This is a genomic window from Microbacterium sp. NPDC003461 (genome assembly GCF_053588335.1).
Map to the genome: position 1 here is coordinate 29,965 of NZ_JBSFPT010000017.1, position 16,990 is coordinate 46,954.

Annotated in this window: 11 protein-coding genes and 2 pseudogenes; 5 read left to right on the top strand and 8 right to left on the bottom strand. The window is 72.4% G+C overall.

All coding sequences use genetic code 11. The features are described 5' to 3' along the window. Genes ACWDR7_RS08395 through ACWDR7_RS08405 form a run of 3 tightly spaced genes read right to left on the bottom strand, consistent with a single transcriptional unit; the run spans position 1 to position 1,927 of the window. A complete protein-coding gene (locus tag ACWDR7_RS08395; RefSeq protein ID WP_449854467.1) occupies positions 1–369 on the bottom strand; it encodes a hypothetical protein in 369 nt (122 codons plus the stop codon). Then, on the bottom strand, positions 366–1,256 hold the full coding sequence (truB, locus tag ACWDR7_RS08400) for a tRNA pseudouridine(55) synthase TruB (RefSeq protein ID WP_449854468.1): 891 nt from the start codon (positions 1,254–1,256) through the stop codon (positions 366–368). Before truB ends, ACWDR7_RS08395 begins: the two co-directional genes overlap by 4 nt. A gap of 32 nt (positions 1,257–1,288) precedes the next feature. After that, complete coding sequence (locus ACWDR7_RS08405; RefSeq protein WP_449854469.1) at positions 1,289–1,927, bottom strand: hypothetical protein; 639 nt, start codon at positions 1,925–1,927, stop codon at positions 1,289–1,291. Positions 1,928–2,194: 267 nt separating this feature from the next. Here ACWDR7_RS08405 and ACWDR7_RS08410 point away from each other — a divergent pair, with 267 nt between their 5' ends. From ACWDR7_RS08410 to ACWDR7_RS08425, 4 genes and pseudogenes are all read left to right on the top strand, one after another. Next, positions 2,195–3,073: an A/G-specific adenine glycosylase gene (locus tag ACWDR7_RS08410; protein WP_449854470.1), complete on the top strand. Its 879-nt coding sequence runs from the start codon at positions 2,195–2,197 to the stop codon at positions 3,071–3,073. A 45-nt stretch (positions 3,074–3,118) separates the two neighbouring features. Then, a complete protein-coding gene (locus ACWDR7_RS08415) occupies positions 3,119–3,769 on the top strand; it encodes a TetR family transcriptional regulator (RefSeq protein ID WP_449854471.1) in 651 nt (216 codons plus the stop codon). Then, positions 3,766–4,437, top strand: a pseudogene (locus ACWDR7_RS08420) (ABC transporter ATP-binding protein); the annotation flags it as partial. The gene ACWDR7_RS08415 and the pseudogene ACWDR7_RS08420, both read left to right, overlap by 4 nt. Before the next feature lie 83 nt (positions 4,438–4,520). Continuing rightward, a complete protein-coding gene (locus ACWDR7_RS08425) occupies positions 4,521–6,158 on the top strand; it encodes an ABC transporter permease (RefSeq protein ID WP_449854472.1) in 1,638 nt (545 codons plus the stop codon). A 33-nt stretch (positions 6,159–6,191) separates the two neighbouring features. Here ACWDR7_RS08425 and rbfA read toward each other — a convergent pair whose 3' ends face one another. The 4 genes from rbfA to nusA form a co-directional block, all read right to left on the bottom strand. After that, positions 6,192–6,638, bottom strand: a complete 447-nt coding sequence (rbfA, locus tag ACWDR7_RS08430) for a 30S ribosome-binding factor RbfA (protein ID WP_449854473.1) — start codon at positions 6,636–6,638, stop codon at positions 6,192–6,194. A gap of 72 nt (positions 6,639–6,710) precedes the next feature. Next, positions 6,711–9,527, bottom strand: a complete 2,817-nt coding sequence (gene infB, locus ACWDR7_RS08435; protein WP_449854474.1) for a translation initiation factor IF-2 — start codon at positions 9,525–9,527, stop codon at positions 6,711–6,713. Positions 9,528–9,586: 59 nt separating this feature from the next. Next, on the bottom strand, positions 9,587–9,793 hold the full coding sequence (locus ACWDR7_RS08440; RefSeq protein WP_449854475.1) for a YlxR family protein: 207 nt from the start codon (positions 9,791–9,793) through the stop codon (positions 9,587–9,589). Between the two features lie 199 nt (positions 9,794–9,992). Then, entirely contained in the window at positions 9,993–10,979 is a 987-nt protein-coding gene (gene nusA, locus ACWDR7_RS08445; protein WP_449854476.1) for a transcription termination factor NusA, read from the bottom strand. Positions 10,980–11,142: 163 nt separating this feature from the next. Between nusA and ACWDR7_RS08450 the strand changes: the two are divergent. After that, a pseudogene (locus tag ACWDR7_RS08450) lies at positions 11,143–12,209 on the top strand (alanine/glycine:cation symporter family protein). Between the two features lie 63 nt (positions 12,210–12,272). Here ACWDR7_RS08450 and ACWDR7_RS08455 read toward each other — a convergent pair. Then, positions 12,273–16,841 (bottom strand): ExeM/NucH family extracellular endonuclease, encoded by a 4,569-nt coding sequence (locus ACWDR7_RS08455; protein WP_449854477.1) that lies wholly within the window; start codon positions 16,839–16,841, stop codon positions 12,273–12,275. Positions 16,842–16,990: the final 149 nt, after the last annotated feature.

Genomic DNA, 16,990 nt, shown 5'->3' on the forward strand with positions numbered 1-16,990 from the left:
TCACGCGACCTGGATCGTCCAGATCACCTGCATGCGCCACACCATGACGGCGATCGACAGGCCGACCACGCCCATCACCACGACGCTCCAGCGGCCCCGCTCCACGAGCGCCCACCCCACGGCGGCCAGCGGCAGCAGCACGGCCGACACGAGGTACATCCAGAACTCGAGCAGGTCGCCGGTCGGCGGGTTCCCCGCCAGCGGCGCGACGATGGCGACGACCACCTGGGCGACGAGCAGCAGCTCGACGAGGGCGAGCGCCCCGACGCTGAGGTCGCTGGGGCGGCGGCCGGCGAGGCCCAGCACGAGGCACAGGAGCCCGGCGGCGACGGCGGCGATCACCTGCACGACCGTGAACCACAGGATCATGCGCGCACCTCTGGCATGTTCATGGCGCTCTTCAGCGCGGACCCGCGCGCCTCGACGATGCCGACGAGGCGCCCATCCGGATCGACGGCCGCGGCGACGGCGCCGGGCAGCCGAGCGGCCGCGCCCTCCAGCCGCTTGCCGTGGCGCAGGTCCCTCGCCTCGTCGGCGCTCACCTCCACGCGGCCGACCGCGCGCTCGGCGGCCGCGGCGGGGCCGATCAGCGCGTCGCCTTCGATCGCATCGACGGCGACCGCCTCCGCGACGTCGAAGCGGCCGATGCGCGTGCGCCGCAGCGCCGTGAGGTGCCCGCCGACGCCCAGCGCCTCGCCCAGGTCGCGCGCGAGGGCGCGGATGTACGTGCCGGAGGAGCAGTCCACGACCACGTCGAGGTCGATCCCGTCCGCGCCGCGGCGCGTCTCGAGCACCTCGAAGCGCGAGACGGTCACGGTGCGCGCCTTGAGCTCGACCTGCTCCCCCGCGCGCGCGAGGTCGTACGCGCGGCGGCCGTTCACCTTGATCGCCGAGACGCTGCTGGGCACCTGCGAGATCTCCCCCGTCAGCGACGCGATCCCGTTCGCGATGCGCTCGTCGGTCGCGGCCTCGAGCGCCGCCGGCTCCGCGACCGAGGCGATCTCGCCCTCCGCGTCGTCCGTGGTGGTGGCCGCGCCGAGCCGGATCGTCGCGAGGTACGTCTTGTCGAGGCCGACGAGGTAGGTGAGCAGTCTGGTCGCGCCCTCGACGCCGAGCACGAGCAGCCCCGTGGCCATGGGGTCGAGCGTGCCGGCGTGCCCGATCTTGCGGGTGCCGAGCGCGCGGCGCGCACGCGAGACGACGTCGTGGCTGGTCATCCCGCCCGGCTTGTCGACCAGGAGGACGCCCGCATGCATGCCGTCCAGCCTACCCGCGGGCGGCCGGGGCCTCAGGCGCAGGGCTCGTACGGCGGCTCGTCGCGCTGGGTCATCGTGACGGACGAGACGCGATCGTCGCCGGCGGCGACCTCGAAGAACAGCGCGCCGTCGGCGGCATCCGCCTCGGCCTGGCGCAGGTACGTGGCCTCGCCGATCGTGGCGGGCACCTCCTCCGCCGCGGGATAGGCCGCGCGCACCTCGTCGCGCGTCGAGCCCAGCCCGATGCCGACGGGCGTGCGCGGGCCGCCGGCGGGATCGCCGAGGCCGCCCTCGACGGCGATCGTCTCGATCGCGCCCGACGAGCCGGCGACGAACCAGATGGAGAGGTCCTCGCCGCCGCTCCACGAGGCGACGTTCTCGCAGCCCTCGACGGGCGCCCAGTCCTCGGGCAGCTCGGCGAGCGTCGCCTCGAACGGGTCGCCCATCGCGACGAGCCCCACGGCGCCGCCGTGGATCACCCAGGTCGACGGATCGGCCGGGTCCTGGTCGTCCATCGTCACGGCGGCGTCCGACGGGAACGTCGTCGTCGAGGCACTGGAGGAGACGGTCGGGGACGGCGTCGCGTCGCTCGTCGGGCTGGCGCAGCCCGCGACGGCGACGGTCGCGAAGACCCCGGCGAACAGGGCGAAACGGGGGTCGATCCGAGGCATGACCCCGACGCTACGCAACGCAGATCACGGTCGGGCCGCGGACGGATCACGGTTCGGTCGCGATCCGCACGGAGTTCCCTCGACGTGGCCTCCTAGGGCGTGTCTGACAATCGACGCCGTCGCGAGCATGGCCGGGCGTGCGTGGCTCGCAAGACCGAGGAGGGAGGCGATGCCGAAGCATCGTCGACCGACGAGGGCGCAGCGAGACGCGTGCGAACGGCCAGCGCAGTAGGCGAGAGATTGTCAGACGCGACCTAGGCTGGTGGGATGCCCGCCGCCGTCGCGACCGCCCTCGCCGAGAGGCTGCTGCCGTGGTACCGGGAGAACGCGCGGGCGCTGCCGTGGCGCGCGCCCGGCTTCGGCGCGTGGGGCGTGCTCGTGAGCGAGTTCATGCTGCAGCAGACGCCCGTCGCACGCGTGATCCCGCTGCTCGAGGCGTGGCTCGCGCGCTGGCCGACGCCGGCGGCGCTGGCGGACGACGCGCCGGCCGAGGCCGTGCGGGCGTGGGCGAACCTCGGCTATCCGCGCCGCGCGCTCTGGCTGCACCGCGCGGCGACCGAGATCCGCGACCGGCACGGCGGCGTGGTGCCGCGCGACGTCGACGAGCTGCTCGCACTCACCGGGATCGGCGACTACACCGCGCGCGCCGTCGCGGCGTTCGCGTACGGCGAGCGCCACCCGGTCGTCGACACGAACACGCGCCGCGTGCTCGCGCGCGCGGTCGCCGGTGTGGAGCACCCCGCGCCGCCGCACCGCCGCGACCTCGACGCCATGGCCGCGCTGCTTCCGGAGCCGCCGGAGGACGCCGCGCTCATGAACGCCGCGATGATGGAGCTCGGCCAGGTGGTGTGCGTCGCGCGCGCCCCGCGCTGCGGCGCGTGTCCCCTGCGCGACGCGTGCGCGTGGGTCGCGGCCGGCTCGCCCGCGACCCCGGACCTGCGCCGCCGGCAGGCGCGCTACGAGGGCAGCGACCGCCAGGCCCGCGGGGCGGTGCTCCGGCGGCTGCGCGAGGCCGACGGTCCCGTCGCGGCGCGGCAGCTGCTCGCGGACTGGCCGGACGCCGCCCAGCGCGACCGCGCGATCCTGTCGCTGCTGCAGGACGGCCTCATCGAGACCGACGGCGAGCACGTGCGCCTGCCCCGTTGAGCGGCCCCTTGACCCCACACTGAACGCGCGTTTAGTGTGTTGAACATGAGTTCAGCCTCCGATCTGACGACGCGCGCACGGATCCGCGACGCCGCGGTCGCGCGATTCGGCAGGGACGGATTCGGAGCGTCCGTGCGCCAGATCGCACACGACGCCGGCGTGAGCCCGGCCCTCGTCATCCACCACTTCGGATCGAAGGCCGCGCTGCGCGAGGCGTGCGACGCGCACGTGATGAGCGCCTACGCGGCGGGCAAGGACGAGGGCCAGCGCACGATGCGCGACGGCGGCCCCCTCTCGCTGTTCGCCGACCTCGGCCGGTACGAGCCGCTGCTGCGGTACTTCCTGCAGACGATCCGCGAGGGCGGCGAGCCGGCGCGGCGCATCGTGCGCGCCATGATCGCCGACGCGGACGACCGCACCCCCGACGCGATCCGCGACGGCCTGATCCGCCCGAGCCGCGACCCGGCGGCGCGCAACCGCGTGCTCGTGCTCGCCGTGCTCGGCGCGCTCGCGCTGTCGGACCTCGCCGAGCCGGGCCCCGCCGAGCCGGACGGATCGGGCGGGGAGACGGCCGACGCCGGGGCGCTCGCGATGCGCCTCTACGTCCCCCTCCTCGAGGTGCTGACCCACGGCTATCTCGCCTCGCCCGACGTCTACGAGGCCTTCCTGCGATCCCACGAAGGAGACCGCGAATGAACCCCATCGAGATCACCGGCCTGCGCAAGAGCTTCGGCCGCACTCGGGCGCTCGACGGGCTGGACCTGACCGTCGCCCCCGGGGAGGTGGCGGGGTTCCTGGGGCCGAACGGCTCCGGGAAGTCCACGACGATCCGCGTGCTGCTGGGGCTGCTGCGCGCGTCGGGAGGCAGCGCCCGGCTGTTCGGCGGCGACCCGTGGCACGACGCCGTGGCGCTGCATCGGCGCCTCGCGTATGTGCCGGGCGACGTCTCGCTGTGGCCCAACCTGACCGGCGGCGAGGCGATCGACCTGCTCGCGCGCTTCCGCGGCGGTCGGGCCGAGACACGGGACGCCCGCTTCCGGCGCCGGCGCGAGGACCTCCTCGAGCGCTTCCAGCTCGATCCGCGCAAGAAGGCGCGGACCTACTCGAAGGGCAACCGCCAGAAGGTCGCGCTCGCGGCCGCCTTCGCCTCGGACGCCGAGCTGCTCGTGCTCGACGAGCCGACGAGCGGCCTCGATCCGCTCATGGAGGCGGTGTTCCAGCGGGAGGTGCGCGCCGCCCGCGAACGCGGGGCGGCCGTGCTGCTGAGCTCGCACATCCTCTCGGAGGTCGAGCGGCTGTGCGACACCGTCACGATCATCCGCGGCGGCCGCACGGTGGAGCAGGGCCCGCTGGAGCGGCTGCGCATCGCCTCGGCGGCGGGCACCGAGGGCGCCGAGCAGAGCCTCGAGGAGCTCTTCCTGCGGTTCTACGACCGCGAGGACGCCCCGTGAGCGGGTTCTCGGGCACGGCGCGCCTGCTGGCGCTGGCGCTGCGGCGCGACCGGATCCGCCTGGCCGTCTGGCTCGCGGTGATCGTGGCCTGCTGGGTCGCCTTCGTCGGCGAGCTCGCCGTGCTGCAGGACGAGGGCACGCTCGCCGACCGGGCGCTCGTGCTGCGCAGCCCGGCGATGATCATGATGACCGGGCCCGGCTACGGGCTCGACGACTACACGCTCGGCGCCGCCCTCGCGGCGGAGGTGACCGTCTGGATCGCCGCCGCGCTCGCGGTGCTGTCGATCCTCGAGGTCGTGCGGCACACGCGCGCCGAGGAGGAGTCGGGCCGCGCGGAGCTGCTGCGCGCCGCGCCGATCGGCCGGCACGCCCCGGCGACCGCCGCCCTGCTGCTGGCGCTGATCGCCCAGGCGGCGATCGCGATCGCCTCGACGGCGGTGGTGGTCGGCCTCGGCGGAGTGGCGCTCTCCGACACGCTGGCGCTGACGGGCGGGCTCGCGCTGCTCGGCGCCGTCTTCGCCGGCGTGGCGCTCGCGGCGGCCCAGCTGGTGGAGCACGCCCGCACGGCGATCGGCGTCTCCCTCGCGGTGTTCGGCGCGGCGTTCGCCCTGCGGGCGATCGGCGACGCCCAGCAGAGCCCCGCGACGGGGGACGACGACACGTCGTGGCTGTCGTGGCTGTCTCCCCTCGCGTGGATCCAGCAGACCCGCGCGTTCGTCGACCTGCGGTGGTGGCCGCTCGCGCTGCTCGTCGCGGCGGCGGCGCTCGCGCTGCTCGCGGCGTACACCCTCGCTGCGCGACGCGACTTCGGGGCTGGCCTCGTGCCGAGCCGCCCGGGCCGCGCGCACGCATCGGCCCTGCTCTCCTCCCCCGCGGGCCTGGCGTGGCGGGCGCAGCGCACCGGCCTGATGTGGACGGCGCTCGGCCTCGGGCTGGTGTGGCTCGGCTCCGGCTCGGTCATGGGCTCGCTCGGCGACATGCGCGCAATGCTCGAGCAGAACGCGCTCTACGCGGCGGTGCTCGGCAGCGACCTCGTGAACGGCTTCTTCAGCCTGCTCGCGCTGCTCGCCGCGCTCGGCGCGGCCTCGTGGGGCGTCGCGTCACTCACACGGCTGCAGGCCGAGGAGACATCGGGACGAACGGAGACGGTCCTCGCCACGCGCGTCTCGCGCGGCGGATGGCTCGGCGGGCAGCTGACCGTGACGGCGACCGGCGTCGCGCTGCTCGCGCTCTCGGGCGCCGCGCTGCTGTGGCTGGGGGCGGCCGCGAGCGGGACGGACGATCTGCCCGACGCCGCGGAGCTGATCGGGCTCGGCGCCGCGTACCTTCCGGCGATCGCGGTCGTGGCCGCGCTGGCGGCCGCCGCCTACGCGTGGGCGCCGCGGATCACGTGGTTCGCGTGGCTGCCGGTGCTGTGGGGCGTCGTCGTCGGCATGTTCGGCGACCTCTTCGACCTGCCGGATGCGGCCCGCGCGCTGTCGCCGTTCTGGTGGACGCCGAATCCGCTCACGGGCGCGGGCGGCGCGGGCGATCAGGCCGCGGCCGCGCCCGCCCTGTGGGGGCTGTCGGCCGTCGCCGCCGCGCTCGGGGCGCTCGCGTTCTGGGGCTTCCGCCGGCGGGGCGTGCCCGCCTGAGCGGATGCCGGCGCCGCGGAGCGGCCCGGCGAGTCAGTCGTCGCGCTCGCGCTCGTCCGCGCCCTCGTCGTCGTGACGGTACGGGTCGGCCTCGCCCGCGTACCGCCCCTCCTTCGCGAGGCTCGCGACGGCCTCGTCCTGCTCACGCGCGCGCCGCAGCAGCTCGCTGAGGTGCGAGGCCTCCTCGGGCAGCGCGTCGGGGATGAACTCGAGCGTCGGGGTGAGGCGCGTGTTGAGCTTGCGGCCCACCTCGCTGCGCAGCAGGCCGGTCGCGGCCTTGAGCGCCGCGGCGGTGTCCGCGCGCTCCTCATCGGTGCCGTAGACGGTGTAGAACACCGACGCATTCTGCAGGTCGCCCGTGACGCGCACGTCCGTGATCGTCACGAAGCCGAGCCGCGGATCCTGCAGCCCCTTCTGCAGTCGCTCCGACAGCACCACGCGGATGCGGTCGGCGACGCGGGCCTGACGCTCGCCAGCCATTTTCCCTCCCTGGGAATGCCTCTGCCGGGCGGTCGAAGGACCGCCCGGCAGAAGCCATTGAATCACTCCGGATCAGGCGCGAGGCTTCTCGACCATCTCGATGGTCTCGATCTCGTCACCGACCTGGATGTCGTTGAACTTGCCGAGGCCGATACCGGCCTCGTAGTCGGTCTTGACCTCGGTGACGTCGTCCTTGAAGCGACGCAGCGACTCGATGGCCAGGCCATCGGCGAGCACCACGCCGTCGCGGATGACGCGCGCCTTGGCGTTGCGCGTGATCGTGCCGCTGCGGACGATGACACCCGCGATGTTGCCGAACTTCGAGGAGCGGAAGACCTCGCGGATCTCCGCGAGACCCGCCTGGGCCTCCTCGTACTCCGGCTTGAGCATGCCCTTGAGCGATGCCTCGACGTCGTCGATCGCGTTGTAGATGACGTTGTAGAACCGGATGTCCACGCCCTCGCGCGCCGCGGCCTCGCGGGCCTTGGTGTCGGGGCGCACGTTGAAGCCGATCACGATCGCGTTGTCGATCGTGGCCAGGTTCACGTCGGACTCCGTGATGGCACCCACACCGCGGTGGATGATCCGCAGCTGCACCGAGTCGTCGACCTCGATCTTGAGGAGCGACTCCTCCAGCGCCTCGACGGCACCGGACACGTCGCCCTTGATGATGAGGTTGAGCGACTCGACCTTGCCCTCCTCGAGCGCCTTGGTGAAGTCCTCGAGCGACATGCGCTTGCGGGCCTTGGCCAGCTGGGCGTTGCGCTCGACGGCCTCGCGCTTCTCGGCGATCTGGCGCGCGGTGCGGTCCTCGTCCGTGACGATGAACGTGTCACCGGCACGCGGAACAGAGTTCAGACCCTGCACCTGCACCGGACGCGACGGAGCCGCCTCGGTGACGGCGTCGCCGTTCTCGTCGATCATGGCGCGGACGCGGCCGTAGGCCGTTCCCGCGACGATCGCGTCGCCGACGCGCAGCGTTCCCGACTGGATGAGGACGGTCGCCACCGATCCGCGGCCCTTGTCGAGCTTCGCCTCGATCGCGACACCGCGGGCGGCCTTGTTCGGGTTCGCCGTGAGGTCGAGACCCGCATCGGCCGTGAGCAGCACGGCGTCCAGGAGGTCCTGGATGCCGATGCCCTCGCGGGCCGACACGTCGACGAACATGACGTCGCCGCCGTACTCCTCGGCCACGAGACCGTACTCGGTCAGCTGCTGACGCACGCGGGCCGGGTTGGCGTCGGGCTTGTCGATCTTGTTGACCGCGACCACGACCGGCACGCCGGCCGCCTGGGCGTGGTTCAGCGCCTCCACCGTCTGCGGCATGATGCCGTCGTCGGCGGCGACCACGAGGATCGCGATGTCGGTCACGTCGGCACCGCGGGCACGCATGGCCGTGAAGGCCTCGTGACCGGGGGTGTCGATGAACGTGATCGCGCGCTCGATGCCGTCGTGCTCGGTCCAGATCTGGTAGGCGCCGATGTGCTGCGTGATGCCGCCGGCCTCGCCCGCGACGACGTTCGTCTGCCGGATCGAGTCGAGCAGTCGCGTCTTGCCGTGGTCGACGTGACCCATGACGGTCACCACCGGAGGACGGATCTCGAGGTTCTCCTCGTCCTCCTCGAGCTCCTCCTTCTCGAGGTCGAGCCCGAAGCCCTCGAGGAGCTCCTTGTCCTCGTCCTCGGGCGAGACCATCTGCACCTTGTAGCCGAGCTCCGCGCCCAGCACCTCGAAGGTGGCCTCGTCGAGCGACTCGGTGGCCGTGGCCATCTCGCCCAGGTGGAACAGCACCGTCACGAGGTTGCCCGGGGGCACGCTCATGCCGCTGATGATCTCGAGCTTGTCGGCGAAGTCCGCGATGGATGCGCCGCGGCGCATGCGGATGATCGTGTTGCCGTCGCCGCGGGGCACCTTGACGCCACCGACGATCGGCGCCTCCCGCATCTCGAACTCTTGACGCTTCGCCCGACGCGACTTGCGCTGCTTCGACTTGCCGCCGCCCTTGCCGAAAGCGCCGGCCGTGCCGCCGCGTCCGCGGCCACCGGGGCCGGGACGACCGGGGAAGCCACCGCCGGGGGCCCCGCCGGGGCCGCCGGGGCGGAAGCCGCCGCCACCGGCACCGCCGGGACGACCGGGACCGCCCGGGCGCTGCTGGAACGGCGCGCCGGGACGACCGGCGCCGCCGGGACGGCCGGGGCGACCAGGGCCGCCCGCGCGGGGAGCACCCGGACGCGGGGCGCCGGGGCGCGGCGGCTGCGGCTTCGGGATGTTGCCGGGCGTGGGGCGCTGCCCCATGCCCTGCGCCGAGGCGAAGGGGTTGTTGCCCGGCCGCGGGCCGGCCGGGCGCTTCCCCATGCCCTGCGCCGTGCTGAACGGGTTGTTTCCGGGGCGGGGGCCGCCGGGGCGCGGACCGGCACCGGGGGCCGTGCCACCGGGCGAGGGCGCCGCGCTTCCGGGCGAGGGAGCCGCGCTGCCCGGCGAGGGAGCCGCGCTGCCGGGCGAGGGCGCCTTGCTGCCCGGCGACGGGGCCGAGCTGCGGGGCGCGGGCGCCGTCTCGGCGGCGGGCGCCGCTTCGGCGGCGGGCGCCTCGGCCGGCTTCGGCGCGGGCGCCGGGGCCGCCGGCTCGGCCTTGGGGGCCGGAGCGGCGGGGCCGGGCTTGGCCGCCGGGCGCGCCGGGGCCTTCTTGCGGGCGTCGGCGGGCTTCGCACCGCCGGCGGGCTTGGCGACACCCTCGGCCTCCAGCGCGGCGCGCAGCTTGCGCGCGACGGGCGGCTCGATGGTGGATGACGGGCTCTTGACGAACTCGCCGAGATCCTTCAGCTTCGCGAGCGCGACCTTGCTGTCGACTCCCAGCTCCGCTGCGATCTCATGTACGCGTGGTTTAGCCACAATTCTCCTGTCTGGGCGGCCTGCCCAGACAGGGGCAGACCATCAAAGGCGGACGGGTCTCATTTCGAGCCGTTCACTTGGTTTCCATAGCTGTTCAGCCATTCCTCGAAGGTCTGCGTCTCGAGCGGGCCCGACACGCGCAGAGCTCGTACGAAGGCGCGGCGCCGGATGGCGTTCTCCACACATTCGCGCGTCGGATGCACCCACGCGCCGCGCCCCGGCATCGACGCCCGCTCGTCCAGGACGAGTTCGGACCCGACGGCCACCGCTCGGAGGAGGGAGGACCGGGGAGCACGCATGCGACAGCCGACGCACGTTCGTACGGCTTCCATCGTACTACTCTTTCCTCGCCCGCTCGTCGGCGGACGGATCGTGCACGGACACGAGATTTCGACTCGGTCGCTGCGCTCCCTCGCTCAATCTTGAACCGCGCCGCATCAACGCCGCATCCGCGGCATTGATCCGTCACGCTTCAAGAATGCTGTCGGGCTGGATGTCGATCTTCGCGCCCGTGAGCTTGGCGGCGAGGCGGGCGTTCTGCCCCTCCTTGCCGATCGCGAGCGAGAGCTGGTAGTCGGGCACGAGGGCGCGCACGGCCTTCGTCGACGCGTCGAGGACGAAGCTCGACGACACCTTGGCGGGCGAGAGGGCACTGGCGACGAACGTCGCGAGGTCCTGGTCGTAGTCGACGATGTCGATCTTCTCGCCGCTGAGCTCCTCGGTGACGGCGCGCACGCGGCGGCCCATCTCGCCGATGCAGGCGCCCTTGGCGTTGATCGACGGGTCCTTGGCGACCACCGCGATCTTCGTGCGGTGGCCCGCCTCGCGCGCGAGCGACGCGATCTCGACGAGACCGCTCGCGATCTCCGGCACCTCGAGCGCGAACAGCTTGCGCACGAGGCCGGGGTGAGTGCGCGACACCGTGATGGCGGGCCCCTTGGTGCCCTTCGACACGCTCGTGACGTACACCCGCAGGCGCTGTCCATGCGAGTAGTCCTCGCCGGGCACCTGCTCCTCCGGCGGCAGGATGGCCTCGACGGTGCCGAGGTCGACGTGGATCATGCGCGGGTTCGGCCCCTGCTGCACGACGCCGGCGACGATGTCGCCCTCCTTGCCGCGGAACTCACCCAGCACGGCGTCGTCGGCGATGTCGCGCAGGCGCTGGCTGATGACCTGCTTGGCCGCGTACGCGGCGATGCGCCCGAAGTCCTCGGGGGTCGACTCCTCCTCGCCGATGACGGCGCCCGACTCGTCGGTGACCGGCACGTAGATGCCGACGTGACCGGTCTTGCGGTCCAGCTCGGCGCGGGCGCCCTCCGGCACCTCACCGCCCTGGGAGACGTGCTTGCCGTAGGCGGTGAGCACCGCCTGCTCGATGATCCGCACGAGCTCGTCGAACGGGATCTCCTTCTCACGCTCGACGGTGCGCAACAGCCCGAGATCGATGTCCACAGCGGCCTCCCTATTCAGCTCTCATCGGCAATCCGGCTCGCCGATATCCCTCCGACATTACCGGATGGGAACGCGAGCCCGCTGTGAGCGGCCCGCCCCGCGCGGCCCGCGCCCGGCGCGCGGGCTCGCGCCGGGCATGCCGCTCGGAGCACACTGACACTGGATGGGCGTGACGTTCGCCGTCATCCTCCTCTTCTGCTTCCCCTTCGCATTCAGCGCGCTGCAGGCCAACACCATCGCCGCGTCGAGCACCGCCGCGGTCGGCTCCCTCGTCGGCGCGGACGTCTCCGGCTGGATGCCGCTCGTCTCCGGCGTCGTCGTCGCCGTGCTCACCGGCGCGGTCATCTTCGGCGGCGTGCGCCGCATCGCGCACGTGTCTCAGGCGATCGTGCCGCTCATGGCGCTGCTGTACCTGCTGCTCGGCTCGCCGTCGTCGTCATCGAGATCGACCGGCTGCCGGCGGCGTTCGCCTCCATCTACACCGAGGCGTTCGGCTTCAACGAGGTGGTCGGCGCCGCGCTCGGCACCATCGTGCTGCAGGGCGTCAAGCGCGGCATGTTCTCGAACGAGGCGGGCCTCGGATCGGCCCCGAACGCGGGCGCGTCGGCCGCCGTGACGCACCCCGTCAAGCAGGGACTCGTGCAGTCTCTCGGCGTGTACTTCGACACGTTCCTCGTGTGCTCGATCACGGCGTTCACCGTGCTCGTGGCCGTGCCGGATCTCGGCGGCGCCGAGCAGGGCATCGCGCTGACGCAGACGGCCCTGGCCGCCACGCTCGGCGACTGGTCGCTCACCGCGCTGGCCGTGATCGTCTTCCTGCTGGCCTTCAGCTCGATCATCGGCAACTACTACTACGGCGAGTCCAACCTCGAGTTCATCACGACCCGCCGCGGCTGGCTCACGGTCTTCCGCGTGCTCGTCGTCGTGGCCATGCTCGCCGGGGCCGTCGCGTCGGCCGCGGTCGTCTGGAACCTCGCCGACGCGCTGATGGGGCTCATGGCGCTCATCAACCTCATCGCGCTGGCGTTCCTCTCGGGCATCGGCTTCCGCCTGCTGCGCGACTACACGAGGCAACGCCGCGAGGGTCGCGATCCGGTCTTCACGCGCGAGCTGCTGCCCGGCGTCGGCGGTATCGAGTGCTGGGAGGACGAGGCCACCGTCACCGGCCCCCTCGACCTGCCCACGCGTCGCCGGCAGGCGTCGAAGCACGCCGACCACCTGCGCGGCTGAGACGCACGGGGCACGACGAAAGGCCGGGCGGGAACATCCGCCCGGCCCTTCGTCGATCGCGCGTCAGGCCGTGCGCACCGGCCGGCGGCGCAGCACCATCAGCAGGCCGCCCGCCACGAGCAGCACCGCGGCACCGAAGGCGATGCCGAGCGGCAGCTCCGCGCCCGTGACCGCCAGCGATCCGTCGGCCGTGATGGTCACGTAGACCCAGCCGACCACCTCGCCGGAGGCGTCCGTCACGGCGAGCCGGTGCACGCCGGGCGCGATGCCCTCGGGGATCACGTAGGTGAGCGCCCCGTCGGCGGTCGCCACGGCGGTGCCGAGCGAGGTCGGCTCCGAGAACAGCCACCCGCTCAGCGTCTGGCCGGCGTACGACTCGTCCACGTAGACCGTGATGCGACCGCCCGGCTCGAGCGCGCCCGACACGGTGAGCCCGCCCCGCCGCTCGGGAGTGAGGTCGTCCGCGGACGGCGCCGCGCCCCGGCCGTTCCCGTTGCCGATGCCGTTCCCGTTGCCGTTGCCGTTGTTCCCGTTTCCGTTTCCGTTGCCGTTCCCGTTCCCGTTGCCCGGCTCGGTGTCGGCGACGACGGCACGTCCCAGCGCCGGCGGATCGACCACCTCGTGCGCGGCGAAGTAGTCCACGCTCGCGCTCAGGTCGATGAGACCCGTGTCCGCCGTGCCCGTGCCCTCGGCGAAGGTGCCGAAGTTGTCGCCGCCGCCCGCGAGGAACGAGTTGGTCACGACGAGGATCTCGTCGTCGGCCGCGATCTCCTCGCCGTTCAGCGTCATCTCGAGGATGCGCTCGCCCCGCGCCGCCTCGGGGTCGTACTCGTACGAGAATCCGTCCGAGACGCCCAGGTGCAGCTTGGGCCGCGACGATCCCTCCGGCTGCCACTGCTCCTCGAGCACCTGCTCGAGCTGCGCGCCGGTGAGGGTGGTCGTGACCAGCGTGTTCGCGAAGGGCTGCATCGCGGCCGCCTCCGCGTACGTCACGATCCCGTCCTCGCCGTACAGCAGATCGGCACGGACGCCGCCCGGGTTCATCAGGCCGATCGCCGCATCCTGCGAGCCGCCGTACGAGGGGTTCTCGCTCGACGCGGCCCACAGGTAGACGTCGGCGATGAAGTTGCCGGCCGTCGACTCGACGCCGCGATCCTCCGCGCCGGTGGCCGTCTTGCCGCGGGTGATGTCGTCGCTGATCTGTCCGACCTTCTCGGCTCCCCGCACGTCGGCCTCGGCAACGGCCGCGTCGACGATCGCCTGCACCTCGGGGGCGGCCTCGGCGTACGGCACGCCGTCCGGGTCGACGAGGTCGAGGTGCGACGCCGAGATCGAGAGGAGCTCGTCGGCCTCGGTGTCGTACTCCAGGTCGAGCACGCCCAGCGTGGTGCCGTACTGGTGCGACTGGACGACCGGGCGGTCCTGCCCGTCGGGGCCGGGCAGCTCGCACAGGTACTGCTGGTGCGTGTGGCCGGACACGATGGCGTCGATCTCCTCCGACGCACCGCGAACGAGCTTGCCGTAGTCGGTGTCCTCCGTGCCGATGGTGGCGCAGTCGGCACTCGCCGATCCGTCGTGCGTCAGCAGCACGATCACGTCGGTCTCGTCCGCGATCTCCCCCGCCACGCGGTTCGCGGCCTCCAGCTGATCGCCGAACTCGATGTCCGCGATGCCCGTGGGGCTCACGAGCGTCGCCGTGTCGGCCGTCACCGTGCCGATGAAGCCGACGCGGACGCCGTCGATCTCGCGGATCGCATACTCCTGCAGTGCCGGCGTGGTGGTGCCCGCCTCGTACACGTTGGCGCCGAGCGCGAGATCCTCGCTGCCGTACGCGGGGATGACCCGATCCGTCAGATCGGCGAAGCCGTGGTCGAACTCGTGGTTGCCCACGGCGCTCACCGCGAGGCCCGCGGCCTTCAGCGCGTCGATGGTCGGCTCGTCCTGCTGGATGAACGAGGTGAACGTCGATGCGCCGATGTTGTCTCCCGCCGAGACGAACAGCGTGTTCGGGTTGTCGGCCGTGAGGGCGTCGACGGCGCCCGCGAGCACGCCCGCGCCCGCCGAGTCGCCGTCCGCCGCGATCCGGCCGTGGAAGTCGTTGATCGAGAGCAGCTGCAGGTCGACGACGCCGTCCGTGTCGAGCCCCACGACGATCGGGTTGTGGTCGCTCGTGCGGAAGACCGAGTCGTCGTACAGCAGCGTGGCGTTGTAGTTGTAGCGGCTGTATTCGAAGGCGACCTGCTCCTGCCCGTTGATCTGCCACACGTCGACGTCGGCCACCAGACTCAAGGCATCGGCGTTCGCGTACACGTGGTCGAGCGAGCCCGACATGCCGTCGTACACGTAGGTGGCCTCGCCGCCGTTGAGGGCGTAGTTCAGGTTGGTGAACCCGGCGCCCTCGATGATCATCGCGGGATCCTCCATGGCGTACGAGTTGAAGTCACCCGTGAGGAAGACGGCGTCGATGCCCGTGAGCTCCTGCACCTCGGCGGTGTAGGCGACCAGTGCCTCGGCCTGCTCCTTGCGGTCGGCGTTGTAGCAGCTCTGCTCGTCGAGGTCGCCGTTCTCCCCCGTCGCGTCCGAGCAGCCCTTCGACTTGAGGTGGTTCGCCGAGATGAGGAACGCGTCGGCGTCGGCGGCGCCCGCGGGCTTGAAGGCCTGGAACAGCGGCTCGCGCGCGTTCACGAACGCCGGGTCGTCGATCAGGATGTGCGACTCGCCGACCGTCTCGATCTCGTCCACCTGGTAGATGAAGGCGTTGCGGATGACGTCCTCATCGGCGGGCAGCGTCGCGGGGCTCTCGACGTAGGCCCAGACGTCCTCGCCCGCGTACTCGTTGAGCGCGTCGACGAGGGTCGCGACGGCGAAGTCGCGGTCCTTGCCGAACGCGGCCGAGTTCTCGACCTCCTGCAGCGAGAGGATCGACGCGTCGAGCTCGGTGATCGCCTTCACGATCTTGATCTCCTGGCGCTCGAAGCTCTCGGTCGTCGCCGCGCCGCGCGGTCCGTCGGGGTCGCAGCGGTTGGCGCCGATCCGGTTGCCCTCGCGGTCGGTGTAGTACGTGCAGGTGCCCAGCCCGAGCTCGACGAACTCCTCGGCCGTGGTCGGGAAGTAGTTCAGCACATTGAAGTTGGCGATGCTGATGTCGCCGAGGACCGGCTCCGGCGAGGCGTTCGGGGTGCGCTCGTCGCTGAACGCGACGTGCTCGGCGCCCGCCCCCTCGATCGGCGTGGTGGGCTGCAGGCTCCACCCGTCGAAGCGGTAGTCGAGCACGAACGGCTTCTGGAACGACACGTCCGCGCCGACCCGCACGGGGTTGTCCGGCGTGAGGTACGACAGCGGCACGTCCTTCTGGTTGTTGAAGTTGGTGCTGCGGCCGTCGTCGAGCGTGATGGTGCGCGCCGCGTCGGCAGCCTTCTGCTGCGCGATCGCCGCCTCGTCGTGCGGATCGATGTAGGCGGTCAGCTGCGGGATCGGCTCGCCGCCCTGCACGAGCGAGAACGAGCCGTAGTAGTTCGCGTCGTAGTTGTCGGTGACGGTGAACTCGTCCTCGAACAGGACGAGCTCGCTCATGTGGGCCTGCCTGCCCTCCTCCGTGGCGACGGCCTCCCACGACGCGAGCGGCACGACCTCGCCGAGGTCGGCGTCGGTGATGTCGATCAGGTCGCCGTAGATCTGGCGCAGGCCGTTGTACTCGCCGCGGTCGCCCGTGACCAGCACGCTGTCGCCGACCGCGGGGGTGACCGCGGCGCTGGGGTTGTAGACGAAGATGGCGTCGGAGACGGCGTCGGACGGGTCGCCCGCCGGGTCCTGGATCGTGAAGCCGTTGAAGCCGCCCTCGCGGTAGTCGGCGGTCACGACGCCCTCGACGGTGACCTCGGTGCCCGTGGCGGCCTGGTTGGCCTCGGCGATCGTGATCGGCTCGCCGGGCTCGGTCGGCACCTCGGGCTCACCGGGCACCTCGGGCTCCTCGGGGTCGGTGGGCTCCTCCGGCTCGGCCGCCGTCTCGCCGGCGGCGTTCGTCGGCGTCGGGGCGGCGACCACGAAGTCCGTCGCGTTGTTGTCACTGTCCGCGCCGACGGTCGCGCGCTGAGCGCTCGTCGCGTTGGTCGTGCCCGCCGCCGGGGCGCCCTCGAACGCGACGGCGCCGCTGCCCCAGCCGATCATGTCGACGAGGCCCTCGGCGCCGGCGAGATCGCCGGTCGTCGAGGCGTACTGACCGGTTCCCTCGTGGAGGTAGACGCGCCCCGTCGAGCCCGACAGGTTCGGCGACGTCGCCACCTGGTCGGCGGCCGGAAGCGGCTGCCCGTTGCCGTTGCCCGCGGCGAGCTGGACGAGGAAGTAGCCCCCCGCCACGATCGTGCCCTCGAGCGCCACCGTGCCGCCCGAATCCCCGCCTGCCGACTTGTAGTCGATCGTCAGGCCCGCCAGATCGACCTCCGCGGTCGTGGGGTTGTACAGCTCGATGAAGTCGTTCTGGAAGGCGGCGCCGCTGTTGCCGCCGCCCCCGTAGACCTCGTTGATGACGATGTTCGACCCGTCGGGCGCCGCGGTGGCCGCCGCGGGGGTGAGTGCGACGATGCCGCCGGTGGCCAGGGTCGCCGCGGCGACGGCCGCGAGGCGTCGTTGCATCGTGGGCAGGGTTCGTTGCATGGATGACTCCGTCAGAGAGGGGGCGTGTACGGGCATGCGACATCCTCGCGACGGCCAGATGACGCGCTCCTGAACGACCCCCATCACCGCCTGGGCACCTGCGGGCAGCCGCCCCGCGGATGCGGAGA